Below are 22,978 nucleotides of genomic sequence, written 5' to 3'. Positions count from 1 at the left end.
ACGCCCCGCGTGCCCCATCCCCGAAAGCCTCTATGCTCTCGTCCCCGGACTTCCGCCTCGACGGCTACGAAGCCGTCAATGACCGTGTCGCCGAGCAGTTCTGGCAGCACATCGACATCGAAGCCACTGAACTCACCGTGCTCGCCGAGCACCACACCGACGACCAGCGGCACAGCTACTACGTCATGCACAACAGCTCGGTGACCTGGGGCATACCCGGCGAGCCGCAGCTGGTGGCCCTCCACCTGCAGCGCGACGTGTCGGCCCGCACCTTCCGCTTCCAGCACGACCAACTGCCCTTGGTGCCCATGGCGCAGAGCTGGCTGATCGCCCGCGGCTGCCCGAAGGACGCCATCGCCCTGCCCGCGGACATCGGCACCGACCCTGCCGACGAGGCCACCAAGGCGCTGGAGGACCGCCTCACCTCCGACGGCGATCACTTCGCCCTCGTCACCAGTTACACCTCGGACGACGACCCGGATCGCCTGCAGATCACGGTGCTCCTGGCCGCCATCGACGAGACGGCGCCACTGCGTTTCCGGGTGCTGCTGGAAGAGGTCGACACCGAGCGCGGGACGCACACCCTGCGCGAAGGCGGCTTTTCGACCTACGAGCAGGCCACCGCCTGGTGGCAGGCCCACTGGTCCGGCGAGGACGTCCCTCTGCCGACCGCCGATACATCGACCCGGCGCAGCGCACCGTCCACGATGCCCGGCCTTCCCGTGGCCTCCGCTCCGCGCACAGGCCCAACTCGCTGACTCCGAGCCCAAATTAGCCCCGCGCCGGATCTCCCTCGGGAACTCCGCGAGGCGCCGACGCCCTGCGAAGGGCGAAACATAGCAGCACATCCCCGGTTAGCAAAACCGGGGAATCTCCGGACTCTTGAACCACTGCCCGCACGGCGTCAGCCGCGGGGGTGGTTCCGCATTCCCCCTTCCCCTTTTTCCTGGAGGTCAATTCCTCATGCGCTCATCCCGCATAGCCGTCTGCGCCGCCGTTATTGGTGCACTCGCCCTGCCGCTCGCCAGTGCCACCTCCGCGAACGCGGCACCGGCCCAGGCACCGGCCACCCGCGGCTGCGACCGGCCCGGACCGTGGGCCGTACACACGCAGGCGGTCACGATCCGCTCCAAGGCGAGCGCGCATTCCACCGCCGTCGGCGTGCTCTACCGCAGCCACCGCTTCACGGTCCACAAGACCAGCGGCAACTGGCACTACATCACCGACACAAGCACCGGCGTAAAGGGCTGGGTCTCTGGCTCATACGTCTACCGCGACGCCTACATGTGCCTCGACTAGCCGCCCGGCCACGCCAATTCACCGAACCGGCAGCGCAATTCCTCCCGCCTTCGCTACGGACCCGCCCCACGTATTTCCAAGGAAAGGAGCCGTGCCGTGCCCGACGACGCCGACGACGTGATGGGCGTCATCACCGAGCAGATCGAGGCCCGCTTCCAGATGCCGCTGGCCGACCTGCGCCGGGCGGTGGCCGCCGCCCCGCACGCCAACGACGACGCCACCGTCGTCGTGAAGTGGTACGGCATGCTCGCCGAGGCCCAGGAAGCACTGAACAAGGTCGAGGACGCCCTCGTCGCAGCCCTCGGCAGCGCGCCTGACGACGTCCTGGGCGACCCGGTGATGGCGCTGGCCGACCGGGTCAAAACTGCCGTGGCGGTGCGTGACGGTCGGGCGATGGTGGTGCGCCACTACACCGACCCGAACTCCCTGGGCCGCAGGGGACCGGGAGCCTGGCGGGGCGCCGAAGCAGCCTCCCGGCGTGGTCCGGCCCTGCAGACCGCACCGGCGCCGAGCGCGCCCGCGCCGTCCGTCCCGGTGCGCGGAGCGGTGCGGTGAGCGTTGTGCACAGGCCCACCAGCAAGGACGAGGCCCTGGCCCAAGCCTTCGGTGCCTCGCTGAGCGAGCTGTACGCGCAGGCCGCCGGCCCCGAGGCGTCCGCCGCCCTGATGCGCGCCTTGGAGCTGCGCTCCTGGCTGGCGGTGGCCGAGGAACAGGTCGCCCGGGTCCGCGACCGCATCCACGACGCCACGGCCGCTGACCGGGACCTTGGCGACTTGTTCGCCGACGACCTGCGGTTCGATGCGCGGTGGCTGGAGGCGGCCCTGTCCGCCCGCGACGGATACGCCACCGCACTGGCCGGGCTGCTGCACACCATGCCGACACCCGGAACCCGCTCTGAGCGACCGGTGCAGCTCGCCCAGCCCAGGCTCACCACCACGCTTCCGCCCGCCCCGGCACCTGTGCGTGCCGGGGCGGTGCGGGCCCGCCGACCCTGAAAGCCCTGCCGATTGCCCCACGCCCTCTCCCAGACCATCGCCGAACGCATCGAGGACTTGTACGGCCAGCCGATCGCCGAGCTCGAAGCCCACGCCGGCACTCACCCCCGCGGCAGCATGCTCGCCGCCCTGACCAGCAGTCACACCGATCTCCAGCTCGCCGAGTGCAACATCACCCTCCAGCTCCAGCGGCTGCGTGAACTGGTGCACCCGGAGCGGGACATCGGCAAGTACGAAGCAGGCCACCTGCTCGACTGCGCCCGCCGGATCGCCGAATCCGTCGCCACCCGGGACGCCCAGGCCAAGACCGTCAGTGCCGTCCTCGCCGGCCTGCACCGCGTCCCCGCCACACCCACCCCGCCGTCGGCGGCACCCGCCGTACCGGTCTCCGGCGTGGCGCCCACTGCCGCCCGCCCCCGCTGATCCGCCCGCCCGCATGAGGAGTTACCCCCCTTGGCCACCACCGGTCTGCCCCGCTCCACCCAGGTCGACGTCGCCCGCGTCACCGAGTCGCTGGAGATGATCGCCCCGCTGTGGAACGTGCGGATCCTAATGACGCTGTCCACGCAGCCCCTGCGCTACGCCGAGGTCAAGCCGCGCCTGCCCTGGCTGAACGACGGCACCCTCCACCCCAAGCTACGCAAGCTGTCCGACGCCGGACTGGTCGAGCGCACCGAAGTCGCCCAGGGCCACGTCACCTACGGCCTGACCGCCCGCGGCACCGACCTGATACCCGTCCTGACCGTGATCGCCGCCTGGGGCGAGACGTACCTGGAAACGCCCCTGGTCAAGAACAAGGACACCGGGAAGCTGGAGCCGCTCGCCCAGGTCGCGCCCGCGCAGAACATCGAGGACGCCCTCGCACTGATCAGCCCCCGGCACGCCACGCCGATCCTGTGGGCACTCAAGGAACGCGGCGCCTCCAGCGCCAAGGCACTGTCCGCCGCGACGATGCCGAGCCACCGGCTCAGCAACATCTACCCCCAGGTCGACCGCCTGGTCGCGGACGGCCTGGTCCGCAAGGAGGACCGCGCCTACGAGCTGACCATCACCGGCCATGCACTCGCCCCCGTCTACCGGGCCCTGAGCGCCTGGGCCGCAGGACGCCCGCTCGCCGACGCCGACACCCACCCCCTGTGGGGCACGGTCGCGGTGGCGCAGCTGGCGACGTCCGGACCGTGGCTGACCACCCAGCCCCGCGTCCCGGCACCGGCCCCTCCCGCGCCCGCCGCCGCGCATCCGGCTCTGTCCACCGAGCCTGCGGCCACGCCGGCTGCGGCCTGGAAGGGCGGCGACCTGTTCTCGCACCAGATACCGGCGCGCCCCATCACTCTCCCGCAGGCCGGGGGGCCGCGCCGATGACCCACCTCACCACCGCCGACCACCCGCAGACGCGCCGCGCGATCAGAGCACTGTCGCTGCCCGCACTGATCCGAGTGGTCACCGAGATCGACGACAACGGCCCCATCAGCCGCCGCCGCGGCAGCCTGCAGAGCACCTTCGACGACCTGAGCGCGCCCCAGCTGCGCCACGCCATCGACCGGGCCCGCGACTTCGGCCTCATCCACGGCGATGAAGACGAACGCGTCCGCTACCGGCTCACCGACAGCGGCGAGGACCTCGCCGAGGTGTACGACACGGCCGCCCGCTGGGCCCGCGCCCACCAATTCCCCACCCTGGCCGGTGACTTCGTTACCCGGGTTCAGCACACCCTCGACCTGCTCGGCCACGCTCCGGCTCTCGCCCACGCGGCCGCCCGGCTCGGCAACTCGTACGGGATGGTCGTCCCTGGGGGAGCGGTCCTCGACGGTGAGGCCATCGCCGCCCTGGAGGGCCCGCAGCGCGTCCTGGCCGCCTGGCTCAAGGCGCATGCGTACGTCCTGCACTACACCGCCCTTGGCTCCTTGCGCGCGGCGGATGAGTGGGAGCCCGCTGCGTGAGATCGAGTGTCGGACCCCGGCATGCCCGCCGGCCGGTCCCCACCCTGCTGCGCGGCATCTATCTGCCGCGCGGTATGGATGCCGGCGCCTTCGCGATGACGACGTACGGCATCCCGCTGCTGGTGCTCGCCACCACCAACTCCGCGTCCCTGACCGGCTTGGCGTTCGCACTGGAATGGGTGCCGCGCCTGGGCGCGTTCGCCGTCGCCGGAGCGATGGTCGACCGCCACGGCACCACCCGCGTGCTGCTCACGGCCTCGGCCCTGCGCGCCGCGGTGGCCGTGGCCGCCGCCCTCGCGCTCCCGCAGCTGGAGACCGGGCTGGCCACCACGGTCGCCGTCATGCTGCTGGCAGCCTCGACCGGCGTGCTCACGGAGTTCTCCTACATCGCCGCCGAGACGGCGGGCGGTGTCGCCAGCCGCCAGGCAGGCGAGCGCGCCCACCGCGTGCAGTCGGTGCTCCTGGGCATCGACCAGGTCGCCACCCTGGCCGGACCCGCCGTCGCCGGCCTGCTGCTGGAGCGGACCGGGGCCGCCGCAATGCTGGCCACGATCGCCGTCTTCTCGCTCCTGGCCTGTGCGCTCGCGCCCCGGCAGCACACCCCAGGACAGTCCGCGACGCCGCAGCCCGTCCTCGCGGGGCTGCGCACCGGATGGACGACGTTGCGCTCGCTGCCCGCGCTGGGCTGGCTGGTGTGCGGACTGACCCTCTCCAACCTCGCCATCGGCCTGCTCCAGGCCGCCGCCCCCGTGATCGTGGTGACGGAGTTCGGACACTCCGGCGCGGACGTGGGCCTGATCTGGTCGGTGGCCGCCGTCGCCTCCCTGATCACGGTCGCCCCGTGCCGCCGCGCGATCGACCGCTTCGGCCTGTGGCCCGTCGGCGCGTTCTCCGCCACCGTCGCGGCCGGTGCGTGCCTGGCCGTCTCCCTCACGCACACCTACACCGCCTACCTCGTGCTCATCGCGGTGCTCATGGCCGGCGAGGGCGGCATGACGGTGGTCCTGCGCACCCTGCGCTCCCACCTCATCCCCGCGTCGGTGTTCGGCGCCACCCTCTCGATGACGATCCTGCTGCTCCTGCTGCCCTTCCCGCTGGCCGGCGTCCTGGTCGCCACTGTGCCGCCCGCCCTGCTCGGCCATGTGATCACCGCCTGCGCGGTGCTGCAGGCCCTCGGTCTGGGCCTCGCCTTCGCACGCCTGCGCGCTCTCCCCGGACTGCGCACCCGTCTCGCCTGACTCTCTCCCTGCCCTGCTGCCCTTTCGCCCTGGAGATCTACCCGATGCCCACGCCCGCTGCCGCCGCACAGGCCGTCATACCGGTCGCCCGCCCCTCCTTCCGCGCGGGTGCGCGGCCCACCATCACCGACCAGTTCCTCGCCTTCGACTCCGCGCACCCCTACGTCTACCGGGCTCTGGAGAGGCTGACGGCCGAGCGGCTGGCCGCCGGCGCCACCCGTATCGGGCTCAAGGAACTGTTCGAGGCCCTGCGCTGGCGTCTCCCGCAGGGGCTGCGCGGGCTCAACAACAACTACACCGCCCTGTATGCGAGGCAGCTGGTCGCGGACCACCCCGAGTGGGCCTCCGCCTTCGAGCTGCGCCGGCGGCGCACCCCCTGAACCCTTGCCGCCGTGCCTGAACTGCCCCTTATCTGCTTCTTCTTGGAGAGTCCTTGCCCACCATCCTTGTCGTTTCCACCACCGGTCCGGAGGCCGAGGCATACCGCGTCTACTGCCTTGAAGCGGTCGCCGCCCGGTACGACGTCGTCCTGATCACCCCCGCCGAGCCGACCTGGGAGCGGGAGTTCATCACCGACTTCGAGATCGCCGATCCCGACGACGCCCCGGCGCTGGCCGCTGCTGGCGAGGCCCTGGCCGGGCGGCACGAGCTGACCGGCGTGGTGACGTGGACCGAGTGGTACCTCGTCCCCGCCGCGCGCCTGGCCCGGCGCCTGGGACTGCATGCGAACAGCCCCGAGGTCATGGAAGCCGCCCGTAACAAGGCCAGTGCCCGCACCCTGTTCGCCCGCCACGGCGTGCCCTCGGCAGCGTCGATGAGTGCCCGCTCCCTGCTGGAGGCGGCGCTCGCCGCCGAGACGATCGGCGACCCGGTTGTGCTCAAGCCCGCTGCCCGCGCGGGCAGCATCGGCGTCATCCGCGTCGACCGCGCCGAAGAACTCCCGGTCGGCTTCGCGTTCGCTGCCGCCGGCGCCCGCGACGGCATCGAGAGCACCAAGGTCCTGGTGGAGGAGTACCTCGACGGCCCCGAGGTCTCCGTCGAGTGCGTCACCCACCGCGGTCACACCACCGCGGTCGCCGTCACCCGCAAGACGCTTGGTGCCCCGCCGTTCTTCGAGGAGATCGCCCACAGTGTCGATGCCGCCGATCGGCTGCTCGACCAGGTGGCGCCGGTCGCCGCCGCGGCCATCAAGGCGCTCGGCATCACCGACGGTGTGAGCCACGTCGAGATGCGCCTGGTGGGTGGCCGCCCCCGCCTGATCGAGGTCAACGCCCGGATCGGCGGCGACATGATCGGCCACCTCGTGAAGCTCGCCACCGGCGTCGACCTGGCCCGCGCCGCGGCCGACACCGCCTGCGGCCAGGCCCCCGACCTCACCCGCACGCGCCACAGCGCCGCCGCGATCCGGCTGCTGTACCCGAATGCCTCCGGCACTCTGACCCACTGCCACTGCCACTTCGACGACGACTTCGCCGCCCGCACCCCGTGGCTGGAGCAGGTTGCCTTCCAGCGCACGGTCGGCGACACGGTCATCCTTCCGCCCGACGGCGACATGTTCAGCGCCCGTGCCGGCTTCCTGATCACCACCGGGCCCACAGCGGACGTCGCCCAGGCACGCGCCGACGAGGCCCTCGGCCACCTCACCCTCGCCGCCGCACCCCCGCCGTCCGCGGCGTAGCCCGCGCACCGCCCCGAGCCAGGCCCGCTGAACAGGAACCCCGCCATGCCCCAGCCCTCCCGTACTCCCTCGCCCGAGCGGCGCTCCCTGCGCCTGAACGACCTTGCGAACATGGGCGCCGCGCAACTCCAGCCGCTCCTGCAGGACAGCTTCCGCAACCTGGTCACGGCCGCCATCGCGGACGCGACCGGACACCTGCCCCGCAGCTCCCGCAAGCTGCTGCACGGACCGCACTTCCGCGACGACCTCGTCGACGCGCTGCGCTTCGCCGAGGGCGAGATACAGGTCTCCGCCGAGCGCATGACCTGGATCGGGGACCCGAGGGCCGGACGCACCGGGCGCCAGCTCCAGCAGATCCGTACCGCCCTGGCCCAGGCCCGAGCCGAGGAAGCCGACCGGCGCCGCACCAACCACCGCGCCTCAGCCGGCCACCAGGTAGACACCAACCCCGACGCCACCGCTCGCCGCTGGTTGCGCAGCGCCTTCCCCGACCGCTTCGAGCAGCTCCTCGCCCAGGAGTACGCCACGGCCCAGCTGGAGCCGCGCCCCGAGCGGCCCGGTCCGGCCGATGTGTTCGACGCCGTTGAATGGGGCGCGGGCGAGGGCTACCTCTTCGCCACCATGACCCCGGCCGTCCACGCACTGCTCGCCCAGAGCCCCCTCGCCTTCCGCAACACCGTCGCCGCCGATGCGCGCGAGCAGGACGAACGCAACGTCGAACTGCGCCACCCCCTGCTGCTGCGCCGCTGGCGCACCGCGCTGGACGAACTCGCACAGATGACCGCCCCGCTCGCCGGGGCCACCAGCCCCACCCTGCTCGGCCCGCTCACCACCGACCTGGACACCCTGCCGCGCCAGGCCGCCTTCGCCGTCCTGAACGCCCGCCGCTTCCTCGTCGCCGTCCACCAGCGCACCGCCGAGAACACCCGCGTCGCCCGCCAGTACGCCCAGACCATCACCCAGCGCGAACAGGACGAGCCCGAACACGCCGCCCACCACGGCGTCTTCGAGCGGGCCCTTCACTGCCTGGCCGACGAGCAGCCCGACGCCTACGACCACATCCGCCACCGGCTGCGGCCCTTCGAGACCACCCCCGGCCAACTGGACACATCCGTCCTGAACGCCGACCAGCGCGGCGCCCTCAAGCGCCACATCCTGGCCGAACTCACCTCACCACGCCCGGCATCGGCGCCACCCCACCTGGTCACGGCCACCGCCCCGCCGAGACCGACCGCGCCTGTTCTGCGCCCGACGGCCACCCGCTGACCTCCCTCCCGACCCCGACGGATACACCCATGACCGACCCCACCGTGATCGAGGGAGATGTCTGCGTCTCCCCGCGCTACCTCGCCGGCCTGCCCGGCCACGCCGATCCGAGCTTCGACCCCGTCAAGCACTGGCCGCAGCACCACCTGGACGACGGGCCGTTCCAGACGGTCGTCACCTCACCCGACCACCGGATCAAGATCGGCTGGGCGGGCGATGACTACGAGGTGTGGCGGATCAGCGCAGCCGAGGACGCCGTGTCCCGCGCGACCTGGACGGCCACCTTCAACCAGAACACCCCGCCCGAGATCGTCCACGGCCTCACCAGTGCCCTCGCCCGCGAGTGGAGCACGGACACCGACAGCTTCCTGGCCGATCCGTCGTACCGCTGGACGGATGCGGTCCAGCCCCTGCTCGACGCCGGCTGGGAAGGCCGACCGCCGGCCCGCGGCACGGTAGAGATTGTCGCCCCGGACGGGCTGGCGGGAGCCAGCATCGACGTCGTCGGTACCGGCCCGGACCGCGAAACCGTGGAGCTGTGGGCCGGACCCGAGGGCTGGGGAACCCGTGCTGAGGCGATCTTCACCGCCCGTACCCCCAAGCACCTCATCGCAGCGACCGCCGCCGCCTTCGTCGACCCCACCCCGGTCGCCCGCTACAAGGACACCCTCGATCCCCGGCTTGCCCGGCTCGCCCAGCTCACCCCCGTCGAGCCCCCGAAGCCTCCCGCACCCACCCCGCTCGACGTCCAGCAGACCGCCGCCCGCCGCCGCCCGCCCGCGCTTGGTACGCGCAGCGTCCCGCGCTGGAGCACCACCAGCCGCCCGGCCCTGCCCAGCCCACCGCCGGCCCTGCCCGGCCTGCGCCGATGACGCCGGGCTCCATCCCCACCGGAGTCACCTCGTGTTGATGCATGCCCCCGAGTTCTTCGCCGAACTGTGCCTCCCCTTCGCGCACAGCGCCGTCGTGGGTAACACCTACTACGCCACCCCCGTTCCGGGAGCACCGCTGCGGCTGAGGATCAGCTTCACGCCAACCATCCACGCGGACACGTACGGCGGCCTGCGCCTGGCTGTCCTCCATGCGGACCGGGGCGAGATCGACGCCGTGGCGCTCACCTTCGTGGACCACGGCACCTTCCACCGCCGCGACGAAGCCAAGAACACCCCCAAACGCAGCAAGCAGTACGGCACGTTCGGCCCCGTCGGCCGCCCGCCCTGGGAGGGCGCCGTCACCGGCGGGCTCCGCGACGCCATCGAGCAGTACACCGCCGTCTGGTTCCCCGGCGCATGGCAGACGTCCGCGCCCCGCCGCGCCGAGGGCCGTACCGCCCATCCCACTCCCGCTCCGCCACCCGCACGCGGCGCCGCCCGTGCCCGCTGAACCGCCCCTCACCCCGAACAGACCCGCCCCGACCTGGAGTTCCTCCTTGCCCACCCGATCCGTCCGCTCTCTCTCCGCTGTTGCCCTCGCCGTCGCTACCACCGTGACCGGCACGCTGGCCTGGGCCCCGGCCGCCTCGGCCCATGCCCCCGAGCCCACCCCGTCCACGACCGCCCCGCGGAACATGGTCGAGTACGGCGGCATCAAGATCCTCAAGAAGGACCCCGGCGGTGACCTGATGGCTGGCGCCACCTTCGCCCTGCTCGATTCCTCCGGCAAGGAGGTGGCCACCGGCAAGACCGACGCGGAGGGCCAACTGGTCTTCAAGGACCTCGCCGCAGGCGTCTACCGCCTCAAGGAGACCGGCAGCGGCAGCCCCCTGCACAACACCGTCGCCGACCAGGACGTCATCGTCACCCCCGGCAACGGCACGCCCCTGACGGTCATCGATCCCTTCAAGCCCGCCGACCTCACCGTCACCAAGACCGACAAGGACAGCGGCAAGCCGCTGCCTGGCGCCGTCATCAACATCATCCCGGCGGGCAGCGGCGGCGACCCGGTCACCCTGACCACCGGCAAGGACGGCACCGCCAAGGCCCAGCTCCCGGTCGCCTCCCGCAACGGCACCGCCTACACCGCCACCGAGACCAAGGCCCCCGAGGGCTACCAGCTCGACTCCACGCCGCAGAAGTTCACCGCGAAGCCCGGCTCGACCGTCGCCATCACCTTTGCCGACACCAAGAAGGAGAAGCCCACTCCGCCGCCCACCATCCCGCCGACGGTGCCGCCGACGAAGCCGCCAGTCCCGCCGACGGACAAGCCGACCCCGGACACCAAGCCGTCGCCTTCCGCCTCGGCCGCCCACACGCCGGTCCCGGACGAGACCCCGCCGAGCCCCGGCGCCCCGACCCCGGAGGGCTCTCTCGCCCACACCGGCGCGGACGCCACCCCGTGGCTGCTCGGCGGTGCCGGAGTCCTCCTCGCCGCCGGTGCAGCCGCCCTCGTCGTGGCCCGCCGACGCCGCACCGGCGATGCCACCGACGACGGCTCCACCGAGAACTAGCACCACCTGCCCTCCTGCCCCCGGAATCCCCGCGATTCCGGGGGCTTCGGCATGTCCGGCGCCCCATCCGATGGACCCAGGTGCCGCCGGTAGCACGGCCGTCGCCACGGCCCTTCACTACGTCCGCGGCGGCAGAGGCGAGGCCGCGAGCGCCTGATGGCTAGGCTGCCGCGGTGATCGAGACCTCTCTACTCCCCGGCGACCCCACCGAGCTGCGTTTGCGTATCGCCTACGTCGACGAATTGTGCGACACCCCCGACGCGGACACGCTTGAACGGTGGGACGTCACCGTGGTACATCGCCGACGGGTGCACGACGACCGCCGATGCCCGGCCGAGTCGAGCGAATGCGGCACCGACGCGTGCCCGGCGTACGCCCTGCAGGATGCTGCTGTCGGCTCGATGACGTTCTACCGGGTACACCTCGACCGCGGGCGGAACGCCTATGCAGCCCTGGCAGATGAATCGGAGGACCTCTACGAGATCGCCCAGGTCCTCCTTGACCCCGCCACCGGCTATTACGCGGAAGAGGTTGGCGAGTTGCTGGAGTACAGCGGCTCCGCTCTAGGATCCGCGACTTCGTGGGCAATGAAGGCGGTTCGTTAGCAGTGGACTAGCAAATCCGTGATCCAGTTGGCAATGGCTACGGTCAGTAGCTGTCCCAGAGAAGCCCCCTTCGGTCTTAGCTCTGTGTCGGCTGCCCATGCTCCGTACCGTTCCCGTGATGGCAGTGCGGAACGCGGGCAGCACCCGTCGTACGCGCAAGGTTCCTACGACATCGATCCTGTATGAGGGCGGGGCGGTACGCGAAGTTCCGTTGCGGCGGTCACCGCAACAGCCATGTGGGCGTGCAGCTGTGGGAGGGCTGCGAGGAACTCCTCCACCTGCAACCGGGCGACGCCGCAGGGGCCACGCGGGCCCTGGGGGTCACCGCGAGCGCCACGGCATCGGGCTGGGACCTGCGCGGCCCCTACGTGCAAGGGCGGCCAGGCGGCCGTTCCATCTACCTGCCCTGGGGGCGGTGGAGGACGGTGTGTTCACGACGTTCCGACGCGCCGAGCTTGGTTCAACGGCATCACCCCGGAGGTCTTGAACACCGCAGTCGAGCAAGGGCTGCTCGTCGGCCAACTCGGCCTGACTGATCAGCGTGGCCACCCGCTGTGCGCGGCCGTCCGACCTGCCCTCATCGACTGGTCGGCGCCCACCCCCTGACGCCTGCCAGCCCGGTGTGGGACAGGCTCTGGCGCCGAAATTCTCACTATTCCTGCACTCGCTCAAGGACCACAATCTCGCTTGTCATCCCCAAAATGGCGGCGCGGTCGTGCACAACAAGCCCGGAGACCGGCAACGGTGTGTAGGCCACTGCTATGGGACGTGCTGAAACCAGGTCCCATAGCCGCACCGTGCAGTCGTTGCTGGTGGTGACGGCGTGCGGGCGGCCATCGATCTGCGCTACCGCCACCGCGTTCACCCAGTCGGTGTGGCCGGTGAGGGCGGCGCGTTCGGCCCCCACTCCCAGGTCCCATAGCCGCACCGTGCAGTCGTTGCTGGTGGTGACGGCGTGCGGGCGGCCGTCGATCTGCGCTACCGCCACCGCGTTCACCCAGTCGGTGTGGCCGGTGAGGATGGCGCGTTCGGTTCCTGCCTCCAAGTCCCACACCCGCACCGACTCGTCCTTGCTGGTGGTGACGGCGTGCGGGCGGCCGTCGATCTGCGCTATCGCCACCGCGGTTACCGAGCTGGTGTGGCCGGTGAGGATGGCGCGTTCGGCCCCCACTCCCAGGTCCCACACCCGCACCGTGCAGTCGTTGCTGGTGGTGACGGCGTGCGGGCGGCCGTCAATCTGCGCTACCGCCACCGCGTTCACCCAGTCGGTGTGGCCGGTGAGGATGGCGCGTTCGGTTCCTGCCTCCAAGTCCCACACCCGCACCGACCCGTCGTAGCTGGTGGTGACGGCGTGCGGGCGGCCATCGATCTGCGCTACCGCCACCGCGGTTACCGAGCCGATGTGCCCGGTGAGGATGGCGCGTTCGGCCCCCACTCCCAGGTCCCACACCCGCACCGTGCAGTCGTTGCTGGTGGTGACGGCGTGCGGGCGATCCTCGATCTGCGCTACCGCCACCGCGTTCACCTCGCTGGTGTGGCCGGCGAGGATGGCGCGTTCGGCCCCCACTCCCAGGTCCCACACCCGCACCGTGCAGTCGTTGCTGGTGGTGACGGCGTGCGGGCGGCCATCGATCTGCGCTACCGCCACCGCGGTTACCGAGCCGATGTGGCCGGTGAGGGCGGCGCGTTCGGCCCCCACTCCCAGGTCCCACACCCGCACCGTGCAGTCGTTGCTGGTGGTGACGGCGTGCGGGCGGCCGTCAATCTGCGCTATCGCCACCCCGTTCACCCAGCTGGTGTGGCCGGTGAGGGCGGCGCGTTCGGTTCCTGCCTCCAAGTCCCACACCCGCACCGACCCGTCGTTGCTGGTGGTGACGGCGTGCGGGCGGCCATCGATCTGCGCTACCGCCACCGCGGTTACCGAGCCGATGTGCCCGGTGAGGATGGCACGTTCGGTTCCCGCCTCCAAGTCCCACACCCGCACCGACCCGTCGTAGCTGGTGGTGACGGCGTGCGGGCGGCCATCGATCTGCGCTACCGCCACCGCGTTCACCTCGCTGGTGTGGCCGGCGAGAATGGCACGTTCGGTTTCCGCCTCCAGGTCCCACACCCGCACCGTGCAGTCGTTGCTGGTGGTGACGGCGTGCGGGCGGCCATCGATCTGCGCTACCGCCACCCCGTTCACCCTGCTGGTGTGGCCGGTGAGGGCGGCGCGTTCGGTTCCTGCCTCCAGGTCCCACACCCGCACCGTGCAGTCGTTGCTGGTGGTGACGGCGTGCGGGCGGCCATCGATCTGCGCTACCGCCACTGCGTTCACCCTGCGGGTGTGGCCGGTGAGGGCGGCGCGTTCGGTTCCTGCCTCCAAGTCCCACACCCGCACCGACCCGTCGTAGCTGGTGGTCACGGCGTGCGGGCGGCCATCGATCTGCGCTACCGCCACCCCGTGCACCTCGCTGGTGTGGCCGGCGAGGGCGGCGCGTTCGGTTCCTGCCTCCAAGTCCCACACCCGCACCGACCCGTCGTAGCTGGTGGTCACGGCGTGCGGGCGGCCATCGATCTGCGCTACCGCCACCCCGTTCACCCTGCGGGTGTGGCCGGTGAGGGTGGCGTGGTGGGCAGGGTTGACGAGAGCGCCGGTGGCCCAGCGGGGTCTCCAAGGCCGGGTGTGTGACAGGCAGGCGGCGAGGTGGGATTGCTGGTAGCGGGCGGCGTCGATGGCGAGGATGTCACGGCGTTGGTCGGGGGTGAGAGCGTTGTGGATGTTGGCGGAGGCGCGGTAGATGGCGGCGGCGAGGAGGGCGTCGGCCGTTTGCATGGCTGGAGTGTGCAGGGCGAACGCGTTCAGGAGGTGGGCGGGGTGAGCGTGGACGAGGTACTCGGCGTCCCGTACGAAGTCGTTGAGGATGTTTCCGGCGGCGGCGTGGGTGGCGAGGTGGCGGGGGATGTAGCGGTGGGCCGCGGGCCAGTCGGTGAAGTTGGTTGCTGGGTCGGTGGGGACGAGGCGGGCGAGTGTGCGGGCGATGAGGGCATGGTCGTCGGCTTCGCGAACGGGGCGGCGCAGGTGTTCGGCCATGGTCTCGTGGAAGAGGCGGTAGGCGGATCCGTCGGGTGAGGAGGTTTCGGTGATGTAGGCGCCAGCGTGGGTGTGGAGCCAGTCGAGGTCTTCGTTGGAGCAGGGCACGCCGGAGAGGGCTTCGGCGAGCGGTGCCCAGAGGGTGGACCAGGGCAGGCCCGCTCCTTGGGCGTAGGCGAGTGGGCGCAGGAGCCGTTCGGCTTTGGGACGCTCGGGGCCAAAGCGGTCGAGGTAGGCGGCGAATGCCTCCCCGGCGTCACTGGGCAGGCGTTCGCGCCAGCCGGGCTGGCCGGTGTCGATGTGGATCTGGCCGTGGACGAGAGCGCGCGCGGTCATCCGCGCTACCAGGAAGGATGAACCGGCGCGCCGGGCGATGCCCTCAGCGACGGTAGCCGCCAGATCGTGCCGGTCACGGTAGGGCGAGCGGGAGTGGGGGTCCTGGGCGTCTTCGAGGAGGGCCTGTACGTAGGCGGCGATGTCGCCTGTGGTGAGGTAGGCCGGCTTGTCAAGGTCGATGAGATGGACGGCCTGGCCGAGGGCACGGATTTGCGGGTGGCGGGTGCCGATCACGAGCCGCACGGACGGCAGCACGGACAGGGGCTGGAGGAGTTCACGGGCGACGCGCAGGCTCTCGCGGGCATCGCCTGCGGTTCCGGCCTCGTCCAGAGAGTCGACCACGACAGCCACCTGGTCGGTGCGGGTTCCCAGGACGGTGAGGATGTCGTCACGGCCGGCACCGGCCGACAGGCCCAAAGCAGCGGCCAGGTCGGCCGCCAGATCCTCCATCGGGACTCGGCGTGCATGCAGGGCAATCACCGGCGGCAACCCCAGCCGGGGCTGGCTTCCCCCTGTCTCCGGCGGGGCCCCGTGCCATACCGCGGGCACGGGCCCTGTGGCTTGCGGAGGAGAGGAGTCGAGTTGCGCCAGCAGGCGTCCCAGCAGAGCCGACTTGCCGGAGCCGGGCTTCCCCGTGACGACGCGGGCCTTGCGGTCGTGTGCGGCGGCGGGCGCAGTGAGAAATGCCGTGAGTTCGTTCAGCGCACGGCTGCGGCCGGTGAAGTAGTCGCCGTGCTCGCCGGCATGTTCCACACCCCGGCTGCGCGGGCCGAAGAACCCTGCGTGCCGGTGACGCAGCCGGGCCAGGGCGGCGAGGTCGATGCCGTCGGCGGGCAGCCCGGGGATGAAGATGCGGCTGGGGAAGAAGAGGTCCTGGCCGTCGGTCTCGGACGTGGTCAGACGAGCCTGCTGGAGCATTCGGCGCTCGGCGAAGGACTCGTTGATGCGTTCGGTGACTTCCCGCACGCTCATGAACTGCTGGGTCGGACCATGCCGGGGATGGGCGAATGCATCGGTGAGCGCGTCCACGAACGCGGTGTCCCTGGCACGGTCCTTGGCACGGGCAGCCGCCAGGTGCCACCGGTTCGCCCGTTGGCGGTGGAGGTGGGCGAGTTCCCCGGCCACCCGGTTGATGTCCTGCGTTCCGGCCGCTGCATAGCAGGTGTCCAGCATGACCAGCAGGTGCCCGACCTCGCTCATCACCAGCGAGCGTGCCAAGTCTTCAGCCGGAAGGGCGCGTGCACGGAGGTGGGGCTGGCTGTCGACGCACTGGAGGTAGTGGCGGTCGGCGGCGCGGATGCCGTGGCCGGCGAAGTACACCACCACGATGTCCTGCGGGCCCAGCAGCGTCTCTTCCGCCCAGTTCTCGATGCCCTCGGCGAGCATGGCCCGGGTCGGGTTGCGGACTAGGTCGGGAAGAACGTGCGTGTACCCCATCGGCTCCAGCAGCACGCGAACCCGCTCCGCGTCCCGTATCGCCCCGGGCAGATCACTGACCCCCGGATCCTGGTAGGTCTCCACGCCGGTGGTGATCAGGAAGCGGCGCCCCTTTTCCGAGCCCGTCCGACGAGACGGCTGCGGTGCCGGTGCCATCGCTATTCCTGCAATCCGGCAGTGATCGCGGCGCCGGTCTTCGGCGCTGTCAGATACCGCTGGAGATCATGCATCTGCACCCCGTTGGTGATCGTCCGGTCCACCACCGCTTGGGCAGGCCCGGCAACGAAGTGGGGCTCCAAGGCGTTCACCAGGGCGACGATGTCGCCCTGGTCGGCAATGTTCGTCCACCGCCGCACCACGCCCCCCGGCCAGGCCCCGCGCCCGTCGATCGGCAGTGGGCTGAGGCGGTCGAAGATCACTGGTAGGCCCAGCGGCGAGCCCACCGTCACCAGGTCCGTCACCGGCCACTGCGGGTGCTCGCACAGCGCCTCGTACGCCACCACGGACCCCAGCGAATGCGCGACCACCACCCTCGTGTCCGCACTGATCTCCGCAGCCACCGCGGCGCGCGCCGCCTGCCAGACAGGCGGCTCGTCAAGGTAGCGGCGTACCTGCTTCAGCTCTCCGATCAGCATCCGCTCCGTCACCGGCTTGAAAAACCGTGCCCCCGACAAAGCGTCCAGAGCCGACCGCACCCGCTGCGACAAGAGCAACCGCGACGCACCGAACGCCACCGCTCCGCGGGTGCCGTCCTCCTCCACGGGAGGAACCTTGTCATCCACCGCCGCAGCCTGCTGCCACCACGCGTCGAGAAGGTCCGCTTCCAGCCCCTCCTCAACGTCGTGCTCGTCCCACGGCGGCAGGTCGTCAGACCGTGTACCGGGTTCGACGAACACGTTCCCGTAGAACGCACACGCCACATCCTCCGGCGCCAGCCGCACCCCCGACGCCAGACGCACACCGTCACGCAGCGCAGCCCCCAGCCGCAGCGACAGAAGCTCCGGCCCCTCGTACTGCTGGCCAACCCCATGGACCAGCACCACTCGCGCCATGACGCCCACCCCCGAACGCAATTCCCGAGCCCTTCAGGCTAGCCGCACACGCAACCCCGTGCAGCTGAATCACCCCGCCATCCCGCTCGGTGGCCCACCTCGTTCCAGTCCCGGCCGTGCCCCGTGACCGCACAGAGCCAAGCTGCTGCAGGCACGACCCATGTCCGGGGTACTCACGTTGTCCCGGCCTGGCCGTTGACGGCGCAGTGTCCTGCGAGTGCTACGGAGCCCGAACCGCTGTCCCCCCACTTGGGACAACCCCACGAAGCGACCGCAACATGGCCGACGATCCCCGGTTTGGGTAACCGGCGATCCTCGCGACCATTGAAGCTCCCCCAGCCCCAAGCAGCTTCATACGGAGAACGTGGAAAACACATCATCCTCGCGGCACCGGAACCAGGGCCCGCTACCGGCAGTGACTCCCCTTCGGAGCCCTACGACCAACTCTGCTCATGATCACCGACCCCTCGCACTGCTCACCAGACGCGGATTCCGGTGTTTCCGCAGGAGCCAGTGCTCATGAAATCGCGCTCCCTACACTCGTCATGGACCGTGTCGCCCTGAGCCCGGAATGGAGAGGACAGGGTCTGGGGATCACGCTCGCTATCGAAGCCATCTTCCGGCTGATGCCCGGATGCCGGGCCGTGGCGTGGTTCTCCGGGGGTCTCTGACCTGAGCGCGGACCGGCTGCGCGACGAAGCCGAGTGGGACCGCATCACGGCGAAGATCGCCAGGGGGTGGGAGCGGATCGGATTCCTCCACTACCGGGACAACGTCTTTGTCCTGTCGCCCACCTCGCTGGTCTTTGAGGAGCAGCGAGGCCAGCTCCGCCGGAGGCTGATGGAGCTGGGGGCGGTCTGGGCGGCGACGGCCCGCGCGTAGGCGACTGCTCGACCGTCTGCCGGATGCCTTGCGGCAGCTGTAGGAACTCGCAGCTCGTGGCATAGGCAGGATTCCTGACCAGCAGGGTTCCCGCAGTCTCACGGCGTTGGCACACGGTTCAGTCTCACGAGACGTGGCACATCCTCAGCGCGCCTGTTCGGATGGCGAGCAGGGCGAACCGCTGACCTGCGATGTCTCAGTTCGATGCCTGTGAACGTTCTCGTTATTCCCCAGGGGTAAGTTCACGTAATTCCCCAGGCCCTGGCCTCGGGCGGGCGTTAGGTTGGCCTGCGTGAACTTGCTGGGGTGGAGCTATCGGTATGTGGGACCGCCTGATCTGCGGGCCCTTGTCCGGCCGGAGGCTGAGGGCCGAGGCATCCACTCGGCGGCGGACTTCGACGACTGGGCTTCGGCTCTGGCAGCGGTGGAGCTGGCCGAGCCTTTCACGTTCGTCATCGACTTGGCGGGTGTGCTGCGGCTCGCGCCGCGCCGGAGCGAGCACGTGGTGTGTGCTGGCGGTGGCCCTGTTCTGGGCGCCGGGGAGATGAGCTTCCGCGAGGAGTCCGGGCAGTGGGTGGTCGCCGAGGTGAGTAACCAGTCGACCGGATTCTGCCCGGACATCAGCTCGTGGCCGGCCGTCGCGAAGGCTCTGGACGCAGCCGGGATCGAGCACCCTTCCGGCTTCACCCATGAGGTGATGTTCCGGCGCTGTCCCTCCTGCAGTCAGCTGAACATCGTTCGGGAGGCGGACTTCGTCTGCGTCTTCTGTGACGAGGACCTGCCGCGGGAATGGAACGTGGACTGGGCTGGGCGTTAGCGGACCGGGGGCTTGTCGGGCTTGTCGGTGGGGTTCTTGGGGCGCTTGTTGGGGCGGTAGCTGGGACCGTTCATGATCACCTGGTGGCTGGTGTTGATCAGCCGGTCCAGCAGCGACTCGGCGACGACCGGGTTCGGGAAGAGGGGATACCAGTCGCTGGGTGCCCGGTTGCTGGTGATGATCAAAGACCGTCCCTGCCGTTCGCTGACCAGTTCATAGAGGTCATCGGCCTGGGACGCTCCGAGCTGGCGCATGGCGAAGTCGTCGAGGATGAGCACGTGGGGCCGTACCAGTTCACGGATCCGCTTGTCCCAGGTGCGGTCCGCGTGGCCGCCGGCGAGGTCCGCGAGGATCCGGCTGGTCTTGGCGAACCGGACGTGTGCGCCCTGGCGGACCGCGAGATGGCCGAGGGCCTGGGCGACGTGTGTCTTTCCGACCCCGACCGGGCCGAAGAGGATGACCGACTCGCCGGAGTGGAGCCAGCGCAGGGCTCCGAGGTCGCGGATCTGGGCGGCCGGGAGCTTCGAGGAGGCGGTGAAGTCGAATTCCTCCAGGGTGACCTGCTGCTCGAACTTCGCCCGTGCCAGGCGCCGTTGGAAAGCGACGGTCTCGCGGCGGGTGATCTCGTCCTGGCAGAGGACCTGGAGGAAGTCCAGATGCCCGAGTTCGCCGCCGTGGGCCTGGGCCAGGCGGGCATCGAGGGTCTCCAGCATCCCCGAGAGCCGCAGCGACTTCAGCGACTCACGCAGGGCAGAATCCATCACGCTCATCAGATGCTTCCCTCAGCTTCGCCGTGGACCTGGTCGTCGTGGATCTCGTCCGCCGTCTCGGACGGGGCGACGGAGGCGAACAGCCGCTGGGGCCCGTGGAGGAAGGCCGCGGCACCCGCGTCGCCGCTGGATTCGGGCTCCGGATCGGTCTCGGTGCCGGCGATCAGGATGCCCTTGATGGTGCGGTAGGACGGATCTCCGACCGTGAGGGCCTCGCGCAGGCGGCCTCCAGCCTCGCGTCGCCGTACTTCTTCTTCAGCCCGAGGATCCCCTGGGCGGCGCGGAGCCGGTAGAGCGCGTTGACCTCCAGCAGCAGGTCAACGACGGTCCGGCAGGCGTCCCCGACCTCGGATGCCTGGGTCCGGCACCAGATCGGCGTGCGCATCTGGAAGGCGATCTTCTCCGGCGGGTAGTCGCTCCTGTCAGTGCGTTTGCCCTGCTCAAGTGCCACGTGGGTCTTGACCAGGTCGCCGTCGAGGAACACCTGCACCATCGTGGCGGTCGAGCGGACATCGACCCGGCAGCCGATCAGTTTCCAGGGAACCGAGTAGAGGGTGCGGCCGACCTTGATGTGGATGTCCGGCCCGACCACCGCCGTCGACCAACGGGCCAGAACGAACGGAGTGGGCGGCAGCGGCAGCAGGGTCTCGGCCTCGACAGCCTCGAACACCGCCATCGGAGCGGCTCCCTGCAACGGCCGGCACTGCCGTCGGCCGGCCACCTTCTGACTCCAGGTCACAGCCTCGGCCTGCATGTGCTCGATCGAGGTGAACTCCCGACCCCGCCAGAACGAGTCCCTGATGTAGGGCATCGGGCGTTCGACCCGCGGCTTGTCCTTGGGCCGGGCCGCGCGGGCCGGATCGACCAGTGCCCCGTAGTGGGTGGCGAGCTCGGCATACGCCTTGTTGATCTTCGGGTCGTAGAGATCGGGCTTGTCGACGCCGGTCCGCAGGTTGTCCGGCACCAGCCGGCGCGGGACACCCCCGAAGTAGCGGAAGGCGGCGACGTGGGCTTCGGTCCAGGCGTGCTGGTGCAGGTAGAGGACCGGGCGGACGAACATGTGCCGGGAGCACGGCAGCACCATCACGAAGGCCCAGATCCGGTGCCGCTTGCCGGTCTTCGGATTGGTCCACTGGCCCAGGTGCCCGTAGTCGATCTGAGCCTCCGAGCCCGGCTCGACGTCATCACGCAGGACGGTGACCTGGGACCTTGCCGTCTCGTCGGGCAGCGTGGCATGCACCCAGCGGCGGAACGAGGAGATCGACACGTCCAGCTTGTGCTCGTCCCGGAGCCGCTGGTGGATCGTGGAGACGGTCACCGTCCCCAGCAGGTTCTTGATGTAGTCGCGGTGCTGGTCGATGTCGGGCCAGGTGATCTGCCGCAGCCGCCGGTCAGCGAGTTCGGGAAACCAGCTCTTGATTAGCTTGGCCCAGTCGGCTTCCCGCATCGGCGGCCCGCCGGGCGTGATCCCGGACGCCTCCGCCGGCTCCAGGTACTTCCTGATCGTCTTGCGGTCCACCCCCAGCGACGCTGCCAGCTCGCTCTTCGAACGGCCCGCGTACCAGTGGACGTAGATCTCGGTGATGTCGACCACGACGAACGTTCTCCGTAAGTTGTTTGGTGGCCCGGGAGGGCCGGGTGTGGCTGAACGTTCTCTGCCTGCAGTGGCTCGCAAGGAGTGGCCGCCCAGCTCTCCGGGGCGCCCTGGTCGCTGATTGAAATCTGCGGATCGGTCGCTATTTACGGAGATGACGACGGGGTGTTCCTCGGGCCGCCGGAAAGGCGAACGGTTCGAGGAGAAGCACGTGACCAAGCAACGGGCCCGCATCTGGGTGGGCATCGACGTAGGCAAGGCCCACCACTGGGCAGCTGCAGTAGACGAGACCGGTTCGACCTTATGGTCGAAGAAGATCGACAACGACGAGGCGGCGATCCTCACCGCGCTCGGCGAGATCCTCGACCTGGCCGCCGAGGTCGGCTGGGCCGTGGACATCACCGGCACATCCTCCGCGCTGCTGCTGGCCCTGCTCGCGGCCCACGGTCAGCAGGCCGTTTACGTGCCCGGCCGCACGGTCAACCGCATGTCCGGCGCCTACCGCGGCGAAGCCAAGACCGACGCTCGCGACGCGTACGTCATCGCTGAAGCAGCTCGCCACCGCCGGGACTTCGCCCCTATCGACGTGCCCGCCGAACTGGCCGCCGGTCTCGCTCTGCTGACCTCCCACCGTTCCGATCTGATGGCCGATCGGGTGCGGATGCTCAACCGCCTCAAGGACGTGCTCACCGGCATGTTCCCAGCCCTGGAACGGGCCTTTGACTACTCGGCGCACAAGGGCGCCGTGGTGCTGCTGACCGGCTACCAGACCCCCGCCGCGATTCGCCGTCGCGGCCGAGCTCGGCTCACGGCTTGGCTGGCCAACCGCAACGTGCGTGGTGCCGACGCAGTCGCAGCCGCCGCGCTCGAAGCCGCTCAGGCTCAGCAGACCGCACTGCCCAACGAGACCGTCGCGGCCCAGATCATCGCAGACCTGGCCGCGCAGATCCTGGCTATGGAAGATCGCCTCAAGTGCATCGACCAGCAGATTCGAGAGACCTTCCGCAGCCACCCCCAGGCCGACATCATTGAGTCCCTGCCGGGCATGGGGCCCATCCTGGGCGCCGAGTTCATCGTAGCTGCGGGCGCCATGTCGGCCTACGCAGATGCCGGCCACCTGGCCTCGGCAGCGGGACTCGTACCCGTCCCTCGCGACTCCGGACGACGCACTGGGAACCTGCATCGACCCAAACGCTACAACCGCCGACTGCGCAGAGTCTTCTACCTGTCCGCGCAGGTGAGCATCATGCGCGAGGGCCCCAACCGGGACTTCTACCTCAAGAAACGCAGCGAGGGCCTCAAACACGTCCAGGCCGTCATCGCGGTGGCCCGACGGAGGATCGACGTCCTGTGGGCACTGCTTCGGGACAACCGGCTGTTCACGCCAACTCCTCCGGCCCCGCAAGCAGCTTGACTCGGTCATTGAAACTCCTTGCCATCCGGGCTGACCATCGGCCTTCCGAACCACAGGCCCAGGGCCGCCCACGCGCCTCCGCGATGACCAGGTCCCTCGATCCCGAACTCCGTCGTACCCATGGCCAATTAGGAGA

Annotated in this window: 21 protein-coding genes and 2 pseudogenes; 19 read left to right on the top strand and 4 right to left on the bottom strand. The window is 70.2% G+C overall.

Annotated elements, in window-relative coordinates; genetic code table 11:
- Positions 1 to 32: 32 nt before the first annotated feature.
- The 17 genes and pseudogenes from BX283_RS08805 (at position 33) to BX283_RS41490 (ending at position 12,073) form a co-directional block, all read left to right on the top strand.
- A complete protein-coding gene (locus BX283_RS08805; protein WP_101387081.1) occupies positions 33 to 758 on the top strand; it encodes a hypothetical protein in 726 nt (241 codons plus the stop codon).
- Between the two features lie 205 nt (positions 759 to 963).
- Positions 964 to 1,299, top strand: coding sequence for an SH3 domain-containing protein (locus BX283_RS08800; RefSeq protein ID WP_101387080.1), 336 nt, complete (start codon positions 964 to 966; stop codon positions 1,297 to 1,299).
- A 96-nt stretch (positions 1,300 to 1,395) separates the two neighbouring features.
- On the top strand, positions 1,396 to 1,854 hold the full coding sequence (locus tag BX283_RS08795; RefSeq protein WP_101387079.1) for a hypothetical protein: 459 nt from the start codon (positions 1,396 to 1,398) through the stop codon (positions 1,852 to 1,854).
- Positions 1,851 to 2,294, top strand: coding sequence for a hypothetical protein (locus tag BX283_RS08790; protein ID WP_180357110.1), 444 nt, complete (start codon positions 1,851 to 1,853; stop codon positions 2,292 to 2,294). Before BX283_RS08795 ends, BX283_RS08790 begins: the two co-directional genes overlap by 4 nt.
- A gap of 12 nt (positions 2,295 to 2,306) precedes the next feature.
- On the top strand, positions 2,307 to 2,717 hold the full coding sequence (locus BX283_RS08785; protein WP_101387078.1) for a hypothetical protein: 411 nt from the start codon (positions 2,307 to 2,309) through the stop codon (positions 2,715 to 2,717).
- 30 nt (positions 2,718 to 2,747) lie between these two features.
- Positions 2,748 to 3,656: a winged helix-turn-helix transcriptional regulator gene (locus tag BX283_RS08780; RefSeq protein WP_101387077.1), complete on the top strand. Its 909-nt coding sequence runs from the start codon at positions 2,748 to 2,750 to the stop codon at positions 3,654 to 3,656.
- Positions 3,653 to 4,234 (top strand): hypothetical protein, encoded by a 582-nt coding sequence (locus BX283_RS41495; RefSeq protein WP_257582293.1) that lies wholly within the window; start codon positions 3,653 to 3,655, stop codon positions 4,232 to 4,234. Before BX283_RS08780 ends, BX283_RS41495 begins: the two co-directional genes overlap by 4 nt.
- On the top strand, positions 4,231 to 5,472 hold the full coding sequence (locus BX283_RS08770; RefSeq protein WP_101387076.1) for an MFS transporter: 1,242 nt from the start codon (positions 4,231 to 4,233) through the stop codon (positions 5,470 to 5,472). The genes BX283_RS41495 and BX283_RS08770 overlap by 4 nt, the downstream gene beginning before the upstream one ends.
- Before the next feature lie 44 nt (positions 5,473 to 5,516).
- A complete protein-coding gene (locus tag BX283_RS08765; RefSeq protein WP_101387075.1) occupies positions 5,517 to 5,852 on the top strand; it encodes a hypothetical protein in 336 nt (111 codons plus the stop codon).
- Between the two features lie 62 nt (positions 5,853 to 5,914).
- Positions 5,915 to 7,150, top strand: coding sequence for an ATP-grasp domain-containing protein (locus BX283_RS08760; protein WP_101392229.1), 1,236 nt, complete (start codon positions 5,915 to 5,917; stop codon positions 7,148 to 7,150).
- A 45-nt stretch (positions 7,151 to 7,195) separates the two neighbouring features.
- Positions 7,196 to 8,416 carry a hypothetical protein gene (locus BX283_RS08755; protein ID WP_101387074.1) on the top strand — a complete coding sequence of 407 codons (1,221 nt, stop codon included), beginning with the start codon at positions 7,196 to 7,198 and terminating at the stop codon, positions 8,414 to 8,416.
- 29 nt (positions 8,417 to 8,445) lie between these two features.
- On the top strand, positions 8,446 to 9,288 hold the full coding sequence (locus BX283_RS08750; protein ID WP_101387073.1) for a DUF317 domain-containing protein: 843 nt from the start codon (positions 8,446 to 8,448) through the stop codon (positions 9,286 to 9,288).
- Positions 9,289 to 9,319: 31 nt separating this feature from the next.
- Positions 9,320 to 9,799, top strand: coding sequence for a hypothetical protein (locus BX283_RS40015; RefSeq protein ID WP_101387072.1), 480 nt, complete (start codon positions 9,320 to 9,322; stop codon positions 9,797 to 9,799).
- A gap of 46 nt (positions 9,800 to 9,845) precedes the next feature.
- Positions 9,846 to 10,862 (top strand): collagen binding domain-containing protein, encoded by a 1,017-nt coding sequence (locus BX283_RS08740; protein WP_101387071.1) that lies wholly within the window; start codon positions 9,846 to 9,848, stop codon positions 10,860 to 10,862.
- A 173-nt stretch (positions 10,863 to 11,035) separates the two neighbouring features.
- Positions 11,036 to 11,467, top strand: coding sequence for a hypothetical protein (locus BX283_RS08735; RefSeq protein WP_101387070.1), 432 nt, complete (start codon positions 11,036 to 11,038; stop codon positions 11,465 to 11,467).
- A 182-nt stretch (positions 11,468 to 11,649) separates the two neighbouring features.
- Positions 11,650 to 11,877: pseudogene (locus BX283_RS42410) on the top strand (DUF5990 family protein); the annotation flags it as partial.
- A 58-nt stretch (positions 11,878 to 11,935) separates the two neighbouring features.
- On the top strand, positions 11,936 to 12,073 hold the full coding sequence (locus BX283_RS41490) for a DUF5990 family protein (protein WP_373979551.1): 138 nt from the start codon (positions 11,936 to 11,938) through the stop codon (positions 12,071 to 12,073).
- A gap of 46 nt (positions 12,074 to 12,119) precedes the next feature.
- On the opposite strand, the gene BX283_RS42130 is transcribed toward BX283_RS41490, so the two are convergent.
- Entirely contained in the window at positions 12,120 to 16,469 is a 4,350-nt protein-coding gene (locus BX283_RS42130; protein WP_101387069.1) for a caspase family protein, read from the bottom strand.
- A 2-nt stretch (positions 16,470 to 16,471) separates the two neighbouring features.
- Positions 16,472 to 17,365, bottom strand: a complete 894-nt coding sequence (locus BX283_RS08720; RefSeq protein ID WP_101392228.1) for an antibiotic ABC transporter ATP-binding protein — start codon at positions 17,363 to 17,365, stop codon at positions 16,472 to 16,474.
- Positions 17,366 to 18,539: 1,174 nt separating this feature from the next.
- On the opposite strand from BX283_RS08720, the gene BX283_RS08715 reads away from it, so the two are divergent.
- The gene (locus BX283_RS08715; protein WP_101387068.1) at positions 18,540 to 19,064 is read left to right on the top strand and encodes a hypothetical protein; all 525 of its coding nucleotides are present in this window, start codon (positions 18,540 to 18,542) and stop codon (positions 19,062 to 19,064) included.
- Here BX283_RS08715 and istB read toward each other — a convergent pair.
- Together istB and istA are read right to left on the bottom strand one after the other, a co-directional pair.
- Positions 19,061 to 19,834, bottom strand: coding sequence for an IS21-like element helper ATPase IstB (gene istB, locus BX283_RS08710; protein ID WP_101387067.1), 774 nt, complete (start codon positions 19,832 to 19,834; stop codon positions 19,061 to 19,063). The genes BX283_RS08715 and istB overlap by 4 nt on opposite strands.
- Positions 19,834 to 21,428 (bottom strand): annotated as a pseudogene (gene istA / locus BX283_RS08705) (IS21 family transposase). Before istA ends, istB begins: the two are co-directional and overlap by 1 nt.
- A gap of 211 nt (positions 21,429 to 21,639) precedes the next feature.
- Between istA and BX283_RS08700 the strand changes: the two are divergent.
- Positions 21,640 to 22,842, top strand: coding sequence for an IS110 family transposase (locus BX283_RS08700; protein WP_101387066.1), 1,203 nt, complete (start codon positions 21,640 to 21,642; stop codon positions 22,840 to 22,842).
- The last annotated feature ends 136 nt before the right edge of the window (positions 22,843 to 22,978 follow it).

The organism is Streptomyces sp. TLI_146 (genome assembly GCF_002846415.1).
GTDB lineage: Bacteria > Actinomycetota > Actinomycetes > Streptomycetales > Streptomycetaceae > Streptomyces.
Note: the sequence above shows the minus strand (reverse complement) of the source record. Positions and strands in the feature narration are given on the sequence as shown.

Excerpts from the sequence above, each read along its gene's own strand:
- BX283_RS08805 (WP_101387081.1), top strand. The coding sequence starts at position 33 with ATGCTCTCGTCCCCGGACTTCCGCCTCGACGGCTACGAAGCCGTCAAT.
- BX283_RS08800 (WP_101387080.1), top strand. The coding sequence starts at position 964 with ATGCGCTCATCCCGCATAGCCGTCTGCGCCGCCGTTATTGGTGCACTC.
- BX283_RS41495 (WP_257582293.1), top strand. The coding sequence starts at position 3,653 with ATGACCCACCTCACCACCGCCGACCACCCGCAGACGCGCCGCGCGATC.
- BX283_RS08765 (WP_101387075.1), top strand. The coding sequence starts at position 5,517 with ATGCCCACGCCCGCTGCCGCCGCACAGGCCGTCATACCGGTCGCCCGC.
- BX283_RS08755 (WP_101387074.1), top strand. The coding sequence starts at position 7,196 with ATGCCCCAGCCCTCCCGTACTCCCTCGCCCGAGCGGCGCTCCCTGCGC.
- BX283_RS08750 (WP_101387073.1), top strand. The coding sequence starts at position 8,446 with ATGACCGACCCCACCGTGATCGAGGGAGATGTCTGCGTCTCCCCGCGC.
- BX283_RS42130 (WP_101387069.1), bottom strand. The coding sequence starts at position 16,469 with ATGGCACCGGCACCGCAGCCGTCTCGTCGGACGGGCTCGGAAAAGGGG.
- BX283_RS08720 (WP_101392228.1), bottom strand. The coding sequence starts at position 17,365 with ATGGCGCGAGTGGTGCTGGTCCATGGGGTTGGCCAGCAGTACGAGGGG.
- istB (WP_101387067.1), bottom strand. The coding sequence starts at position 19,834 with ATGAGCGTGATGGATTCTGCCCTGCGTGAGTCGCTGAAGTCGCTGCGG.